The sequence below is a fragment of the Cellulomonas sp. PS-H5 genome (assembly GCF_019265565.1).
Lineage (GTDB): Bacteria > Actinomycetota > Actinomycetes > Actinomycetales > Cellulomonadaceae > Cellulomonas.
In genome coordinates this window covers 13,000-27,184 of the sequence record NZ_JAHVCI010000056.1, presented here as the reverse complement: position 1 = coordinate 27,184, position 14,185 = coordinate 13,000, and the positions used below count along the sequence as shown (strand labels likewise).

At 73.0% G+C, this 14,185-nt stretch carries 16 protein-coding genes; 4 read left to right on the top strand and 12 right to left on the bottom strand.

The genetic code is table 11. The features are described 5' to 3' along the window. From J5O08_RS17185 to J5O08_RS17130, 12 genes are all read right to left on the bottom strand, one after another. Positions 1-236 (bottom strand): hypothetical protein (locus tag J5O08_RS17185; protein ID WP_218708101.1); only part of this gene is annotated, 236 nt, incomplete at its 3' end. Further along, on the bottom strand, positions 226-1,233 hold the full coding sequence (fliG, locus tag J5O08_RS17180; protein ID WP_217616792.1) for a flagellar motor switch protein FliG: 1,008 nt from the start codon (positions 1,231-1,233) through the stop codon (positions 226-228). The genes J5O08_RS17185 and fliG, both read right to left, overlap by 11 nt. Then, positions 1,233-2,831 carry a flagellar basal-body MS-ring/collar protein FliF gene (fliF, locus tag J5O08_RS17175; RefSeq protein WP_218708100.1) on the bottom strand — a complete coding sequence of 533 codons (1,599 nt, stop codon included), beginning with the start codon at positions 2,829-2,831 and terminating at the stop codon, positions 1,233-1,235. The genes fliG and fliF overlap by 1 nt, the downstream gene beginning before the upstream one ends. After that, positions 2,831-3,181, bottom strand: coding sequence for a flagellar hook-basal body complex protein FliE (locus J5O08_RS17170; RefSeq protein WP_218708099.1), 351 nt, complete (start codon positions 3,179-3,181; stop codon positions 2,831-2,833). The genes fliF and J5O08_RS17170 overlap by 1 nt, the downstream gene beginning before the upstream one ends. Then, positions 3,178-3,582 carry a flagellar basal body rod protein FlgC gene (locus J5O08_RS17165; RefSeq protein ID WP_147795533.1) on the bottom strand — a complete coding sequence of 135 codons (405 nt, stop codon included), beginning with the start codon at positions 3,580-3,582 and terminating at the stop codon, positions 3,178-3,180. The genes J5O08_RS17170 and J5O08_RS17165 overlap by 4 nt, the downstream gene beginning before the upstream one ends. Continuing rightward, positions 3,582-3,923 carry a flagellar basal body protein gene (locus tag J5O08_RS17160; protein ID WP_218708102.1) on the bottom strand — a complete coding sequence of 114 codons (342 nt, stop codon included), beginning with the start codon at positions 3,921-3,923 and terminating at the stop codon, positions 3,582-3,584. Before J5O08_RS17160 ends, J5O08_RS17165 begins: the two co-directional genes overlap by 1 nt. Before the next feature lie 239 nt (positions 3,924-4,162). Then, entirely contained in the window at positions 4,163-4,606 is a 444-nt protein-coding gene (locus J5O08_RS17155; protein ID WP_218708098.1) for a hypothetical protein, read from the bottom strand. After that, the gene (gene fliS, locus J5O08_RS17150) at positions 4,596-5,039 is read right to left on the bottom strand and encodes a flagellar export chaperone FliS (protein WP_218708097.1); all 444 of its coding nucleotides are present in this window, start codon (positions 5,037-5,039) and stop codon (positions 4,596-4,598) included. Before fliS ends, J5O08_RS17155 begins: the two co-directional genes overlap by 11 nt. A gap of 26 nt (positions 5,040-5,065) precedes the next feature. Further along, the gene (gene fliD / locus J5O08_RS17145; RefSeq protein WP_218708096.1) at positions 5,066-6,421 is read right to left on the bottom strand and encodes a flagellar filament capping protein FliD; all 1,356 of its coding nucleotides are present in this window, start codon (positions 6,419-6,421) and stop codon (positions 5,066-5,068) included. A gap of 194 nt (positions 6,422-6,615) precedes the next feature. Continuing rightward, positions 6,616-7,785, bottom strand: coding sequence for a flagellin (locus J5O08_RS17140; RefSeq protein ID WP_218708095.1), 1,170 nt, complete (start codon positions 7,783-7,785; stop codon positions 6,616-6,618). Positions 7,786-7,898: 113 nt separating this feature from the next. Further along, complete coding sequence (locus J5O08_RS17135; RefSeq protein WP_218708094.1) at positions 7,899-9,452, bottom strand: glycosyltransferase family 2 protein; 1,554 nt, start codon at positions 9,450-9,452, stop codon at positions 7,899-7,901. Positions 9,453-9,626: 174 nt separating this feature from the next. After that, complete coding sequence (locus tag J5O08_RS17130) at positions 9,627-10,502, bottom strand: sigma-70 family RNA polymerase sigma factor (RefSeq protein WP_308161135.1); 876 nt, start codon at positions 10,500-10,502, stop codon at positions 9,627-9,629. 376 nt (positions 10,503-10,878) lie between these two features. Between J5O08_RS17130 and flgN the strand changes: the two genes are divergently transcribed. Genes flgN through J5O08_RS17110 form a run of 4 tightly spaced genes read left to right on the top strand, consistent with a single transcriptional unit; the run spans position 10,879 to position 14,180 of the window. Continuing rightward, positions 10,879-11,364 (top strand): flagellar export chaperone FlgN, encoded by a 486-nt coding sequence (gene flgN / locus J5O08_RS17125; RefSeq protein ID WP_217616786.1) that lies wholly within the window; start codon positions 10,879-10,881, stop codon positions 11,362-11,364. 43 nt (positions 11,365-11,407) lie between these two features. Continuing rightward, on the top strand, positions 11,408-12,844 hold the full coding sequence (flgK, locus tag J5O08_RS17120) for a flagellar hook-associated protein FlgK (RefSeq protein ID WP_218708093.1): 1,437 nt from the start codon (positions 11,408-11,410) through the stop codon (positions 12,842-12,844). Beyond that, positions 12,841-13,758 (top strand): flagellar hook-associated protein FlgL, encoded by a 918-nt coding sequence (gene flgL, locus J5O08_RS17115; RefSeq protein WP_218708091.1) that lies wholly within the window; start codon positions 12,841-12,843, stop codon positions 13,756-13,758. The genes flgK and flgL overlap by 4 nt, the downstream gene beginning before the upstream one ends. Next, positions 13,755-14,180, top strand: a complete 426-nt coding sequence (locus J5O08_RS17110) for a flagellar assembly protein FliW (protein WP_218708089.1) — start codon at positions 13,755-13,757, stop codon at positions 14,178-14,180. Before flgL ends, J5O08_RS17110 begins: the two co-directional genes overlap by 4 nt. Positions 14,181-14,185: the final 5 nt, after the last annotated feature.

Below are 14,185 nucleotides of genomic sequence, written 5' to 3'. Positions count from 1 at the left end.
GCCAGCACGGCGCGCGCGTCGGCGTGCTCGGCGGCGCGCCGCGCGTCGGCCTCGGCGCGCTCGCGCTGCACCCGGGCCGCCTGGGCCTCGGCGGCACGGGCCGCCTCCCGGGCGCCCGCGGCGTAGCCGGCCGCGTACCCGGCGGCGTAGCCCTCGGCGCGCGACGGCTCGGCCGTCGCGACCCCGGCCGCGGAGCCGCCGAACGCCTGGGTGAAGGTGCGGGGCTCAGGAGACATACTCGTCCTCGCCCTCGCGCCGGATCACGATCTGGCCCGACTCCTCGAGGCGGCGGATCGCCTGGACGATGCCCGCACGGGCCTCCTCCACCTGCGAGAGGCGGACCGGGCCGAGCAGCTCGATCTCCTCCTCGAGGTTCTCCCGGGCGCGCTCGGACAGGTTGCGCAGGATCTTGTCCCGCACCTCGGGCGTCGCGCCCTTGAGGGCGACCGACAGCTCGTTGGTCTCGACCTGCCGCAGCACGAGCTGCATGGCGCGGTCCTCGAGCAGCACGATGTCGCCGAAGACGAACATCCGGCTGCGGACCTCGTCGGCCAGCGCCTCGTCGCGGCTCTGCAGCCCCTCGAGGATGAGCTTCTCGGTGGTCGGGTCGGCGCGGTTGATGATCTCGACGAGCGGCTGCACGCCGCCGACGGCGGACAGCTCGTTCGGGGTCAGCACGGTGGACGCCTTGCGCTGCATCGACTCGGCGATGACGGCGACGACGTCCGGGGACGCGCGCTCCATCAGGGCGATGCGGTGCGCGACCTCGGACTGCTGGTCGGACGGCAGGCCGGCCAGGATCGCGGAGGCGTGCTCGGGCCGCAGGTGCGCGAGCACCAGGGCCACGGCCTGCGGGTGCTCGCCGTTCAGCAGCGACAGCACCTGCCGGGCGTCGGCGTGCTGCAGGAACTCGAACGGCTGCCCGGCCATCGAGGTCTGCAGGCGCTCGATCATGCCCGCGGCCTCGTCGCGGCCGAGGGCGCCCTCCAGCAGCTGGGTGGCGTAGCCGAGGCCGCCGTTGACGCTCGGGCCGATGGCCGACGCGGCGTAGAACTCCTCGACGACCTCGTCCGCGACCGTCGCGTCGACGCGCTCCAGCCGCATGATCTCGGCGGTGAGCTCCTCGATCTCGGCGGTCTCGAGCTTGGCCATGACCTTGGCGGCGCGCTCCCGGCCGAGCTGGAGCAGCAGCATGGCGGCCTTCTGGGTGCCGGTCAGCGTGGCGGTCGACATCAGCGCCGCCCGGCGGGGGTCAGCCAGCCGCGCAGGAGGTCCGCGACCTCCTCGGGCTGCTCGTCGGCGAGCGCGGCGATCTCGGCGCGCTTGACCGCGAGGGACTCGGCGACCGGGTCGATCTCGGCGGGCCCCGGCAGGGCCGGCGGGATCTCGGGCAGCTCGTCGAGCTCGGCGGCCGGGTCGGGGCCGTCCATCAGCGGGAGCTCGCCGATGTCCAGCGCCTCGCGCTTGCTGCGCCGCGACCGGCGGGCCAGCACGATCGCGACCACGATCACGACCAGCAGCAGGGCGCCGGCGATCACGGCCTGCCGGAGCAGGTCCGCGCGGCGGTCGGCCTCGGCCTGGGCGTCGGCGGCCGCGAGGGCCTCCGCCGCGGCGTCGGCGCCGGTGGTGTCGAAGGCCATGGCCTGCACCGCGATGGTGTCGCCGCGGGCCGTGTCGATGCCGGCGGCGGCGGTCAGGGTCGCCGTGAGCTGGTTCAGGTCGATGCCGGCCGCGGCGGTCTGGTCGACCAGCACCGCGAGCGACTGCTTCTCGACGGTGCCCGGGGCCACCGTGGTGACCTCGGTGACCTTGTTCACCGCGTTGCTGACGTCCTCGGTGGTGTTCGTGTACGAGCCGGTGCCGTCGCCCTCACCCGTCGGGACGGCGATGTTGTCCGGGCCGAGCACGCCGGTGGCGGTGCCGGAGCCCGAGCCGGTGTACTCCTCGGTCGTCGTGGAGGACACGAGCGGCGGGGTGTTCTCGGTGGCCGAGAACTCCTCCGACGTGCGCTGGGTCTGGTCCTGGTTGAGCGAGGCGGTGACGGTCACGGCGGACTTGCCGGCGCCGACGACCTGGTCCAGCAGCGCCTGCACGGCGCCGGTGACCCGCTGCTCGTAGGCCGAGGTGGCCTCGTCGCCGGTGCCGCCGGTGAGCCCGGTGCCGACCTCGGACAGCACCTTGCCGGTGGAGTCGACGACGGCCACGTCGGTGGCCTTCATGCCCTCGATGCCCGCGGACACCAGGTGCACGATCGCCTCGACCTGGTCGTTGCTCAGCTGGGTGCCGGTCTTCGTGCGCACGAACACCGACGCGGTCGGGTCCTGCTGCTGCGAGACGAACACCGAGTCCTCCGGCAGCGCGAGCTTGACCGTGGCGGCCTCGACGCCGGACATGGCGCCGACCGTCTTGGCGAGCTCGCCCTCCAGGGCGCGGGTGTAGGTGGTCTGCTGCTGGAACTCGCTGGACGTCATCGACATGCCGTCGAGCAGCGAGTAGCCGTCGCCCTCGGCGTTCGCGGGCAGGCCCGCGGCGGCCAGCTTGAGCCGCATCGAGTAGAGCTTGTCCTGCGGCACCATGACCGTGGCGCCGCCGTCGGTCAGCTCGTAGGACACGCCCTCGGCCGACAGCTGGTCGACCACGGCCGACGCGTCGGTGGCGGACAGGCCGGAGAACAGCGGGGCCAGCGTGGGCTTCGAGGCCCACGAGTAGATCGCGAACCCGCCGAGCAGGATCGCGGCGACCGCGATGATCGCGAAGGTCTTCTGCGGGAGCGAGAACTGCTTCACCGCGCCGCTCATGCGGCCGAACAGGGACTTCACCTGGGCGGGCATCAGGCCTGCATCCTCATGATCTCGGTGAACGCGTCGACGGCCTTGTTGCGCACGGCGGCGGTGAGCTCGAGGGCGAGCTTCGCCTCGGACGACGCGATCGTGTAGTCGTGCACGTCGTCGAGGTCGCCGGTGACGGCCTGGACGGCGAGCGCCTGGCTCGTGGACTGGAGCTGCTGGACGTGGTCGACGGCGCCGAGCGCCGCGGCGAACCCGCCGTCGGCCCCGGTGGTCCCGGTCGCGCCGGTGGCCCCGGTCGCGCCGAGGCCCTGCAGGCCGGCGAGGTCCGACAGCTCGGAGAGGGAGGAGGGGCCGGTCACGCCGGACACCCCGCTGACGGGCTGGATGCTCACGAGTTCCGTCCGATCTGCAGCGCCGCCTCGTAGGACGACTTCGCGCGGTCCACGACCGCCGCGTTCGCCTGGTAGCCGCGCTGCGCCATGATCAGCTGCGTCATCTGGGAGGCCATGTCGACCTCGGGGTACCGCACGTAGCCGTCCTCGTCCGCGAGCGGGTTCGTCGGCTCGTAGACCACGCGGCCCTCGGCGGGGCCGAGCGCGATGCCGGACACCTGCGCGCCGCCGCCGTTCGCGGAGGAGATCTCCGACGCCACGACGTACTTGGCCTGGTAGGCGGCCTCCGAGGTGGCGGTCGCGTTGTTCATGTTGGCGAGGTTGTCGCTGACCGCGTCGATCCACTTGCGGTACACGGTCATGCCGGTGCTGGCGATGCCGATCGCCCCGAACGTCGTCATCAGGAGGTCCTCATCGCGGTGCGGACGCCGGAGAACGTGCCGTCCACGGCCTGGGTCGCGAGCTGGTAGCGCAGCTGGGTGTCGACGTTGAGCAGCGTCTCGGAGTCGAGGTTGACGTTGTTGCCGTCCATGCGGGTGGGCTCGAGGGAGCGGGCCGTGGTGGCCGACGCGGCGCCGGTGCCGGCGGAGACCGCGCGGGCCAGGGCGTCCTCGAACTGGACCTTCTTGGCGTGGTAGCCGGGGGTCTGGATGTTCGCGACGTTCTCGGCGATGGCGCGCTGGCGCGCGGCCAGGCCGTCGAGCGCGCTGTTGATCGCGACGTAGCTGACGGAGTCGAACATGCCCATGCAGGGTCACCCTCACCCGAGGTTGGTCCTGGTCGGCCTAGTCCGTGGCCTGCTGCGCGAGCGATCCGTGCTCACGCGTCCCATCGGCGGGGCGCGGGTCGTGCTGAGGCGTGCGCCCGAGAAATGTCGCGGATCACTCGCGCGGCGGACGCGATTCGAACGGCTTGTCCGAATTTGCCGGAGAATGTCCGGCGGCCTTTGTGGGTGCTGGCACCCAGGCCCACGGGCCGGTCTCAGCCCTCGACGTCGAGGTAGGCCGGGGCCGGCGCCGGGCGCGTGCGCAGCCCGTCGGCGGTGCGCAGCCGGCGACGGTGCTCGGCGAGCTGGTCGGCGGTCCGGCGCACGAGGTCGCGCTGCCGCTCGACCAGCGCGGCGGCCCGCGGCGCGAGCGCGACGGGCAGGGGGCCGAGCCCGCGCGGGGTGCGCCACGGCGCGGTGAGGGCGACGTCGGCCTCGACGGGCGCCTCGGCGCTCTGGGCGCCCGCCAGCAGGACCTCGGCGCGCTCGGCCTCGAGCTCCATCTCGGCGAGCGCCGCCACCCAGGCGGCCTCGCGGCCGGCGCGTCCGGGGTCGGGCGCCTCGCGGTCGGCCGCGGGCTGCGCGGAGCGGCCGTCCGCGTCGAGCGCGGTCCCGGCGGAGCTGCGCTCGACGGGCGCGACCGCCGTGTCAGCCGACACCGAGCACCCCGGTGCCGGTCTCGGCCGTGTCGAAGGCGGGAGCGCGGCGCTGCGTCGGGACGTCGTTCGCGACCGTCAGCGCGGCCTCGCGCCAGGCGTCGGCCAGCGGCGCGACCAGGCCGCGGCACGCGGCGGCGCGGTCGGCGTCGCCCGCCATGCTCGCGCCGATCATCTCGGAGAGCAGGAACGTGTAGACCGAGAGCAGCCGGTCGCCGCCCTCCCACTCCGCCACGTTCAGGTTCGCGATGAACTCCGCGACGATCTCCTGCGCGTGCGCGAGCTGCTGGGTCCCCGCGGCGCGGTCGCCCGCGCGCAGCGCGACCTCGGCGCGCTCGAGGTCGAGCAGCAGCCGGTCGTACAGCATGGTGAGGAGCTTCGCCGGTCCCGCGGTCGCGACCGCGTCGGCGAGGAACCGGGTCCGGGCGTCGTACACGGCGGTCCTTCCTGCAGGGGCTCGGGTCAGTCGGAGGAGCCCGAGAGCTGCTTCAGCTGGGTGGTCAGGTAGTCGGACTGGGAGTTCAGGTTCGACAGCTGGACCTCCATCGCCGCGTACATCTGGGTCAGCGAGGCGCGGCGCGCCTCGAGCCGGATGTCCCAGTCGGCGATGCGGTCGGTGAGGTCCTTGACCTCGCTGTCGTAGCTCTGGACCTGCAGGGTCAGCGTGCCCTTGGCGGAGTCGGACGCGACCTCACCGACCTTCTGCAACGAGCCGGCGACGCCCTGCACGGCCTTGGCGACCGCGTCGGGGTCGTTCGTGAGCGCGGTCTGGAAGGCCGTCGCGTCGAACGCGAAGGTGCCGTCCTTGCCGAGCGAGATGCCGATGCCGGCCAGGGAGGTGTTGCTCGCGGAGTTCGACCCGGCCGCGAGCAGCGACTGCTGCAGGGCGCGCACCGTCGCGTTCCCGGAGAACAGGCCGGCGGTGAGGATCGAGGTGCCCTCGTCGTTCGTGCTGGTCTTGCTCGTCGTGTACGACGTGATGTCGCCCAGCACCGCGTTGAGGTTGTTCACCAGCGCCTGCGCGAGCGCGGCGAGCTTGGAGTCGTCCCGGGTCACGTCGACGGTCACCGGGTCGGTCGTCTTGGCCGTCACCGTGACGTTGACGCCGGTGACGAGGTTCTCGAAGACGTTCTTGGACGAGGTCACCTTCTGCTCGGCGCCGGTGCCGGGCCAGAGGACGATCTCGGCGTCGGACGCCTCGCGGATCGCCTTGGACTCCAGGGTCGCGCCGTCGGCCGCGTTGTCCACGGCGACGCTGAAGGTGTTCGCCCTGCCCGTCTCGGTCCCGGTGAGCTGCAGCCGGTACTCCGGCGCGGCGGCGGTGCCGACGTTGAGGGCGGACGCCTTCACGCCCGTGCCCTCGGCGTTGAAGGCGGCGACGATGTCGCCGATGTTGCTGCTCAGCGCCTTGACGGAGACGGTCTCGCCGTCGGCACCGGTGAGCGTGAAGGTCGGGGTGTCCGAGGAGTAGGCCGTCGGCAGCGTGTACAGCGTCGACTGCGACGCCGCGACCGAGTCGACCCGGAACGAGACGCTCGACGGGCGGGCGTCGGAGGTGGTGGTCGCGGTGACCGACTCGGCGGAGGACTTCGCCTTGACGGCCTCCCACGACGACGCGGTGGCCGCGGCCTTCGCGGCCGCCGTCAGGGAGGCGACCTTGGTGTTGAGGGCCTGCAGCGCGGTGGACTGCGACGACAGCGTGCTCTTCTTCTTCGAGAGCAGCGTCTGCTGGTTGGCCTCCAGCGCGATGGTGGAGTCGATCAGGTCTGCCGTGGGGAAGTTGCTGATCAGCCCGGTGCTGAAGGTGATGCCGGCCATCGGGGGGTGTCCTCCTGGTGCGGGGTCCTGCGGGTGCCCCGGGGATCGGGGCCGAGATGCGACGCGGGCGGCGGTGGACGGTGCGTCCACCACCGCCCGCGTCGGTCGTGCTGGTCCTGCTTCACGTGCGCCCTCGGCGGGACGCCGACCCCCGCCCGCTCACCGCGAGGGTGGACGGGCCGGAGCCGGACGGCTCACTGGAGGAGCTGGAGCACGCTCTGCGGGATCGACTTGGCCTGCGCGAGCATCGCCGTGCCGGCCTGCGAGAGGATCTGCGCCCGCGTGAACGAGACCATCTCGGACGCCATGTCGGTGTCGCGGATCCGGCTCTCCGAGGAGGTCAGGTTCTCGACCGCCACGTTGAGGTTGTTGATGGTGTGGTCGAAGCGGTTCTGGACCGCACCGAGCTGCGAACGCACCTTCGACACGTCGGTGATCGCCGCGTCGATCTTGTCGATCGCCTCGGTGGCACCGGACTTCTGGGTGAAGGTCGGCGACGCGGCGGCGACCTCGGAGGCCGAGGCCGTGGCGGCCGGGGTCGCACCCGTGAAGGTGATGCCGGTGGCCGACGTGGTGACCACACCGGCGCCCAGGGCCTTCTCGGCCGCCGCGGTGAACGCCGCGAGGGCGCCGGCCGCGTCGGTCGCGGCGGAGTAGTCCACCGAGGCCAGGTCGAAGGACTTCGAGCCCAGGGTGACCGTGCCGTTGAGGGCCTGCAGGTCGGACAGCGCGGTGGTGGTCACCGCGACGTCGACCGTACCGGCGGTGCCGGCGGTGGCGTTCACGACCGTCGCCGTGGTGGCGTCGGAGGCGATCTTGGTCACGTCGATGCCGGCGACGCCCAGGCCCTGGGAGGACAGGCCACCCGTGCGCTTGAGGTCGACGGTGATCTTGTCCTGGTCGGAGGTGTTGGCGCCGACCTGGAACGTGCCCGAGTAGTTGCCGTCCAGCAGCTTGGTGCCGTTGAACTGCGTGGTGTCGGAGATGCGGGTCAGCTCGGTCTTGAGCTGGTCCATCTCGTCCTGGATGTTGCCCTTGGCGGTCTCGGAGAGGCCACCGTCGTTCGCCGCCTGCACGGACAGGGTCCGCATGCGCTGCAGGATCGAGTGCGTCTCGGTGAGCGCGCCCTCAGCGGTCTGGACGACGGAGATGCCGTCCTGGGCGTTGCGCACGGCCTGCTTGGTGCCGCCGATCTGGGCACGCAGGCCCTCGGAGATCGCCAGACCAGCAGCGTCGTCCGCCGCGCGGTTGATGCGCAGGCCGCTCGACAGCTTCTCGAGCGACTTGCTCAGGTCGTTCTGCGTGTTGGACAGGTTGCGGTACGAGTTCAGCGCCGCGATGTTCTGGTTGATCGAGAGAGCCATGATGGTTCTTCCTCCGTGAGTGGGCTCAGGGGTGGCCCTTCCGTGGGCACACCCTGGTCATCGGAAGCCCGCCGGGACCTCTGAGAGGTTTTCCGCGACGGATCCGAAGTTCGTCAGGCGGCCGCGCCGACCAGGCCGGGGGCCACGATCTGCAGCTCGGCCAGCAGCTCCGCCTCGTCCTCGGCGCGCACGTGCGCCAGGGCGTCCTCGAGGCCCGCGAGGCCGCGCCCGTCGCCGTAGGCGCTGTACGCCAGGGCACCGGCCAGGGCGCGCTGGCGCGGGTCGGCGTGCGGGTCGGCGGCGATCAGCACCAGCGGGCACTGCGCGGCGGCCCCGGACGTCCGGATGCGGGCCGACCACTCGGCCGCCTCCTCCAGCGACAGCGTCGGCGCCAGCAGCGCCGCCCCGGCGAGCACCGCCGGGTCGCCGGGCCGGACGTCGTGCATCCAGCCCAGGAAGGTCCGGGCCTCCGCCGTCGTGTCCATGGCGCACCAGGTCACGTACTGCCGCCACAGGTCGTCCGGCATCGCCGCGAGCAGCCGGCGGCAGCCGTCGGCGTCGAGCAGCCGCACCAGGCCCGCCGTGGCGCCGGGTGCGACCCCCTGCCGGATCGCCTCCAGGCCGGCGAGCACCGCGCGGCGGCGGTCCCCCGTCCGGGCGTGGGCCCACAGCTCGGTGGTGATGACGCTGGACCGGTCGAGACGCTCCCCGAAGGAGTTGACCGTCGTGGTGGGGATGCGCTCGATCGCCGCGAGCGCGCCCGCCGCGTCACCCCGGGACGCGAGCACCTGCGCCCGGGTCGCGAGCGCGAACGCCGGGTTGTCGTCGTGCTCCTCCCACAGGTCCAGCCAGCGGTCGGTGGCCTCGTCGTCGCCGGCGGCGCGCGTGGCGGCGTAGATCGCCCGGGCCAGCAGCACGACGTGCCGGCTCCACCCGAAGCCCTCGGCGAGCAGCGCGTCGGCCTCCGCGATCGCCGCGTCGTTCTGCCCGTCGAGCATCAGCGACCGCGCGAGGTCGACGCGGTGCAGCTCGAGCTCGCGCGCGTCGCCCTTGGCCCGGGCCGCCTCGACCTGCGCCCGGGCGATCTCGACGTTCCGACGGCCCTTGTCCTTCGCGGCGACGACGGCCTGCAGGTAGCCGCTGTGCCGGATCTCGATGCCCGAGGCCGGCCGCTGCGGGATCGCGGCGACACCGGTCTCGATGAGCACCGGCTGCTCGTGCAGCATGCCGATCCAGGTGTGCAGCTCCCGACGGAAGACCCGGGTGCCGGCGACGCCCGTCTCGTTCGGCGCGAGGCCGAGCGGCAGGTCCGGCGCGTCGGTGAGGTTGCGGACGACGATCGTGTGCGCGACGAGCCCGTCGCGGCCCAGGTTCGCCCGGAACTGCTCGGGGTCGCCGGCCACGACCTCGTCGGCGTCGAGGACGAGCACCCAGTCGCCCGTCGCGTGCGCCATCGCGCGGTTGCGGGCACCGCCGAAGTCGTCGTCCCAGTACCCCTCGACGACGACGTCGGTGTGCCGGCGGGCGATCTCCACGGTCGCGTCCGTGGAGCCGGTGTCGTAGACGACGACCTCGTCGGCCCAGGCGACGGAGGCGAGGCAGCCGTCGAGCACGGCCTCCTCGTTCTTGACGATGAGGACGGCGGAGACGGTGGGGCGTGCGGACATGACGTTCCTCCGGTCGGGTGACTGCCCCTGTCGATCGGCGCGCTCCCGCGGCTCCTGAGCGTTCAGGGCCAGGAGGCCTCTGGGACGCGGCGAGGGCGCCGCCCGTGTGCTGCGGACGGCGCCCTCGGGCGTGCGTGAACGTGCTGCTGCGTGCCGGTGGTCCGGCGTGCGGTCTCAGACCGCGGCGGTGGTGATGCGGTCGGAGCCCTCGAACGGGGTCGGCACCGACCGGGCCTCCTCGGCGCGGTGGCCGGCGGCGGTCATGGCGGCGCGCGAGGCGACCGCGGCGAAGTAGGTCCGGCGGCGGCGCTCGGCGACGCCGTCGGGGCGCTCCGCGACCGGGACCAGGTCGGGGTCGAGGCTGGCGTTCAGCCCGTCGCGCATGAGGGCGAGGCCCTCGGTGCGCAGCTGGCTGATCCGGGACTGGGTGACGCCCAGCTCGTCGGCCAGCTCGGCGACCGACCGGTCCTGCAGGAACAGGCCCTCGATGACGGTGCGCAGCCGGTCGGGCAGCGTGTCGACCGCGGCGCGGAGGTAGCGCAGCCGCTCGCCGATGATCACGTTGTCCTCCGGGCCGGGCGCCTCGTCGCGGACGAGGTCCGCGACCGGGTGCACGGTGGCGTCCATCGACAGCACGCGGCGCTCCGCGTCCTGGCGGGCCTGGTCCACCGCGGCGAGGTCGGTGCCGAGCGCGCTCGCCAGCTCCTCGCGGGTCGGGGTCCGGCCGAGGGTCGCGGTGAGGCGGTCGCTCGCGGCGGACAGCTCGCGAGCGCGGTGCCGGGCGCCGCGGGACGCCCAGTCCATCGAGCGCAGCTCGTCGATCAGCGCGCCGCGGATGCGCAGCGCGGCGTAGCGCGGGAAGGGGACGCCCGTCTCCGGGTCGTACGCGCGGGCGGCGAGCACCAGCGCGAGGTGGCCGGCGGACACGAGGTCCTCCCGGCTGACGGTGGCGGGGACCCGGGAGAGGACCTCGCTCACGTGGTACCCCACGAGCGGCATGTGCGCGACGACGAGGTCGTCGGCGGCGGGGGTGGCTGCAGAGCTGTTCACGAACCGGTTCTCGGCGGGGGTGAAACCTGGCTTGAGTCTTTGTTCTGAAGTTCCTGAGGAACCGATCTATGCGACTTCCGCGGCCATTTCGGACGTACCGGAAAGACAAAACGGACATCCGCCGACATAGTTCCGGCCGATCATGAGGAGTTGTGACGCACGTCACACTTCGGACATCGCTGTCCTGTCAGATACACGTACTGACCAGTCGGTTCAATGCGGGCCGCCGCGGCGGCGACGCGCGGGTGAGCACGAGGTGTCCGGTTTCGCTCAGGACCCCCCGCCCCGTCCCGATAGGAGAGGCATCACGCCGCGGCCGGCACCCCGCGCCGGGCGTCCCGACCGCACCACCGCTGCTTCGAAGGGGGAACGCCCGATGGCCCTGAGCCAGCTGTCCGACGTCCTGTGGACCGAGCGCCGCCTGCTCGAGCTGCTGCTGTTCAAGCTCGAGGAGGAGCAGCTCGTGCTCACCAGCGGGCGCACGCGGTGGCTGGCCCACGCCACGCGGGAGGTCGAGACGGTCCTGGAGCAGATCCGGGACGCCGAGCTCGGCCGCTCCGTCGAGGCCGACGCCGTCGCCCTGGAGCTCGGACTGGAGCCCGGCGCCACGCTGCGGACGCTCGCCGAGCACGCCCCCACCCCGTGGGACGACCTGCTGCAGGCGCACCGCGACGCCTTCGTCCAGCTCACCACCGAGATCGGCCAGCTGGCCGACGGCAACCGCGAGCTGCTCGCCATGTCGCACCGCGCCACGCAGGAGACCCTCATGTCCCTGCAGGAGTCGGTGCAGACGTACGACCCGCAGGGCCACACCACGGCCGAGGCCGACCGCAGCGCGCAGCTGCTCGACCGGTCCTTCTGACCGCCACCCGAGACGACCCGAGACACCCGAGGAAGAGGACCCGTTGAGCACCTTCTCCGGACTGGGCACCGCCCTCAGCTCCCTGATCGCGCAGCGCCAGGCGCTCGAGGTGTCGGGGCAGAACATCGCGAACGCGAACACCGTCGGGTACACCCGGCAGCGCGCCGCGATGGCCTCCCTGCCGGCCGCCACCGTGCCGTCGATGTTCTCCACGAGCAACGGCGTCGGCATCGGCACCGCCGTGACCGGCATCGACCGGCTCGGGGACGCGTTCCTCGACGCCCGCGTCCGCAACGAGACCTCGGGCGCCTCCCGGCTCGCCGCGGTGGCCACCGAGTACAAGACGCTCGAGACCACCATCGGCGAGCCGAGCGCCACGGGCTTCTCGAAGGACCTGTCGTCCTTCTGGAGCTCCTGGTCCGACGTCGTGAACGATCCCACCTCCGACTCCGCGCGCTCCGTGCTGCTCCAGCGCGGCAAGGCCGTCGCGGACCGGCTGTCGACGATGCACCAGGACGTCGGCACCCAGTGGCAGCAGGCGCTGACCACCACGTCGGCCCTGGTGACCCAGGTCAACACCACCGCGGCCAACGTCGCGGACCTCAACACCCGCATCCTCGCGATCACCAACGCGGGCGGCTCGGCGAACGAGCTGATGGACCAGCGCGACCAGCTCGTCACGCAGCTGTCCGGCCTCGTCGGCGCCTCCGCGCGGATCCGTGACGACGGCACGGTGGACGTCATGGTCGCCGGCAACGCCCTGGTCTCCGGCAGCACCGCGAACCAGCTGGCCGTGTCCGCGGACAGCCCGGCGTCGCTCGGCGACGCGATGCAGGCCGGCGCCCCCGCCGTGTCGATCGTCTGGGCGCGCAACGACAACCCCGCCGGCATCGAGGGCGGCCGCGTCGCCGGCCTGCTGACGACGCTCGCCCCGCAGAGCGAGGGCGGCGTGCTCACCGGGGCGGCGGCCCAGATCGACGCCGTCGCGAAGACGCTCGCCGACTCGGTCAACGCCGTGCACACCACCGGCTACACGATCGACGGCTACGGCACCGGCACGACGGGCGGCGCATTCTTCGCGTACGACTCGACGAACCCCGCCCGCAGCCTCGCCGTCGCCATCACGGACCCCGCTGGCGTCGCCGTCGCGGCGGCCGGCAAGGGCGCGCACGACAGCAGCGTCGGCCGGGAGCTCGCCGCCCTGGCGAAGTCCACCTCCGGCGCCGACGCCACCTGGGCCGCCTTCGTGGTGGACCTCGGCGTCCAGTCGGCCAGCGCGTCCTCGCGGGCCACCGTCGCCGAGGCGGCGCGGTCCACGGCGTCCGCCGCGCAGCTCGCGCAGACCTCCGTCGACACCGACGAGGAGACCGTCAACATGCTCGCGTTCCAGCGGGCCTACGAGGGGGCGGCGCGCGTGCTCACGGCCGTCGACGAGATGCTCGACACGCTGATCAACCGGACGGGGGTGGTGGGCCGATGACCACGATCGGCCGCGTCACGCACTTCACGGTGCGGAACTCGACGCTCAACAACGTGCAGGCCAACCTGCAGCGGATGGCGGACCTGCAGGCGCAGATGTCGTCCGGCAAGAAGATCAACGCCGCGTCCGACGACCCGTCCGGCACCGCCGACGTGCTGCGGCTGCAGGGCGAGCAGCGCCAGCTGGCGCAGTACGACCGGAACGCCTCCGACGGCGAGGCGTGGCTGACCACGATCAACGACGCGCTCACCACCTCGCTGTCGACGCTCCGCAAGGCCCGCGACCTCACCGTCCAGGGCGGCAACGGCGCGCTCGGCATCAACTCGCGGATCGCGCTCGCGCAGGAGATCGAGGGCCTGCGGGACAACCTGCTGGCCCAGGCCAACACCACCTACCTCGGGCGCTCGGTGTTCGCGGGGACGACCGCGGGCACCGCGTTCAGCGACGGCACCACGCCGGTCGGCGCCCCGGACCCCGCGTACACCTTCTCCGGCACCGGCGTCGACGGCACCGTCACCCGCACGGTCGCGAGCGGCACGAACATCCGGGTCGACTCCTCCGGGGCGGCCGTGTTCGGCGAGGGCACGGACTCCGTGTTCGCCCTGCTGGACTCCATCGCGGCCACGCTGCGCGCCGGCGGCGACCCCTCGGACCAGCTGGACGCGATCGACGGACACCTCGACGCGATGACGACCGAGGTCGCCTCGGTCGGCGCGCGGCAGAACCAGATCGACGCCGCGCAGGACCTCATCGCGCAGAGCACGCTGACCGCGACCACGCGGCTCAGCTCGGTGCAGGACATCGACCTCGCCCAGATCATCCTGGACCTCGGTGCGCAGGAGGTCGCCTACAAGGGCGCCCTCGCCGCGGGCGCCAAGGTCCTCCAGCCGACTCTCCTGGACTTCCTCCGATGACCGCTGAGCTCGCCGACGCCCCGCGTCGCACCCACCTGCCCGAGCACCTCCACCTGCGCGCGCCCATGCCGGGCCTCGCGGGGTACGAGGACTTCACGCTCACCCCGCTGGACGACGCCGGCGTGCTGTACGCGCTGCGCGCCGAGCCCGCGGGCGCCCGCCCCGTCCGGCTGTTCGTCGTCGACCCGGACGCGTTCTTCCCGGAGTACGCCCCGGCGATCGCCGGCGACGTCCTCGCCGCGATCGGCGCCGACCGCGAGCACGCCGTGCGCCTGGTCGTCGTGCGCCCCGCCGGCGGCGGCGAGCCGCCGACCGCGAACCTGCTGGCCCCCCTGGTCGTCGACCCGGCGACCGGCGCCGCCGTCCAGACCGTCCTCGCCGAGGACTGGCCGCTGCGGGCGCCGCTCGCGCCGGCCGCCTGACCTCC

Bases quoted from the DNA above. Each gene is read 5' to 3' on its own strand.
- fliG (WP_217616792.1), bottom strand. From the start codon at position 1,233: ATGTCGACCGCCACGCTGACCGGCACCCAGAAGGCCGCCATGCTGCTG.
- fliF (WP_218708100.1), bottom strand. From the start codon at position 2,831: ATGCCCGCCCAGGTGAAGTCCCTGTTCGGCCGCATGAGCGGCGCGGTG.
- J5O08_RS17165 (WP_147795533.1), bottom strand. From the start codon at position 3,582: ATGACGACGTTCGGGGCGATCGGCATCGCCAGCACCGGCATGACCGTG.
- J5O08_RS17160 (WP_218708102.1), bottom strand. From the start codon at position 3,923: ATGTTCGACTCCGTCAGCTACGTCGCGATCAACAGCGCGCTCGACGGC.
- fliD (WP_218708096.1), bottom strand. From the start codon at position 6,421: ATGGCCGGCATCACCTTCAGCACCGGGCTGATCAGCAACTTCCCCACG.
- J5O08_RS17140 (WP_218708095.1), bottom strand. From the start codon at position 7,785: ATGGCTCTCTCGATCAACCAGAACATCGCGGCGCTGAACTCGTACCGC.
- J5O08_RS17135 (WP_218708094.1), bottom strand. From the start codon at position 9,452: ATGTCCGCACGCCCCACCGTCTCCGCCGTCCTCATCGTCAAGAACGAG.
- flgN (WP_217616786.1), top strand. From the start codon at position 10,879: ATGGCCCTGAGCCAGCTGTCCGACGTCCTGTGGACCGAGCGCCGCCTG.
- flgL (WP_218708091.1), top strand. From the start codon at position 12,841: ATGACCACGATCGGCCGCGTCACGCACTTCACGGTGCGGAACTCGACG.
- J5O08_RS17110 (WP_218708089.1), top strand. From the start codon at position 13,755: ATGACCGCTGAGCTCGCCGACGCCCCGCGTCGCACCCACCTGCCCGAG.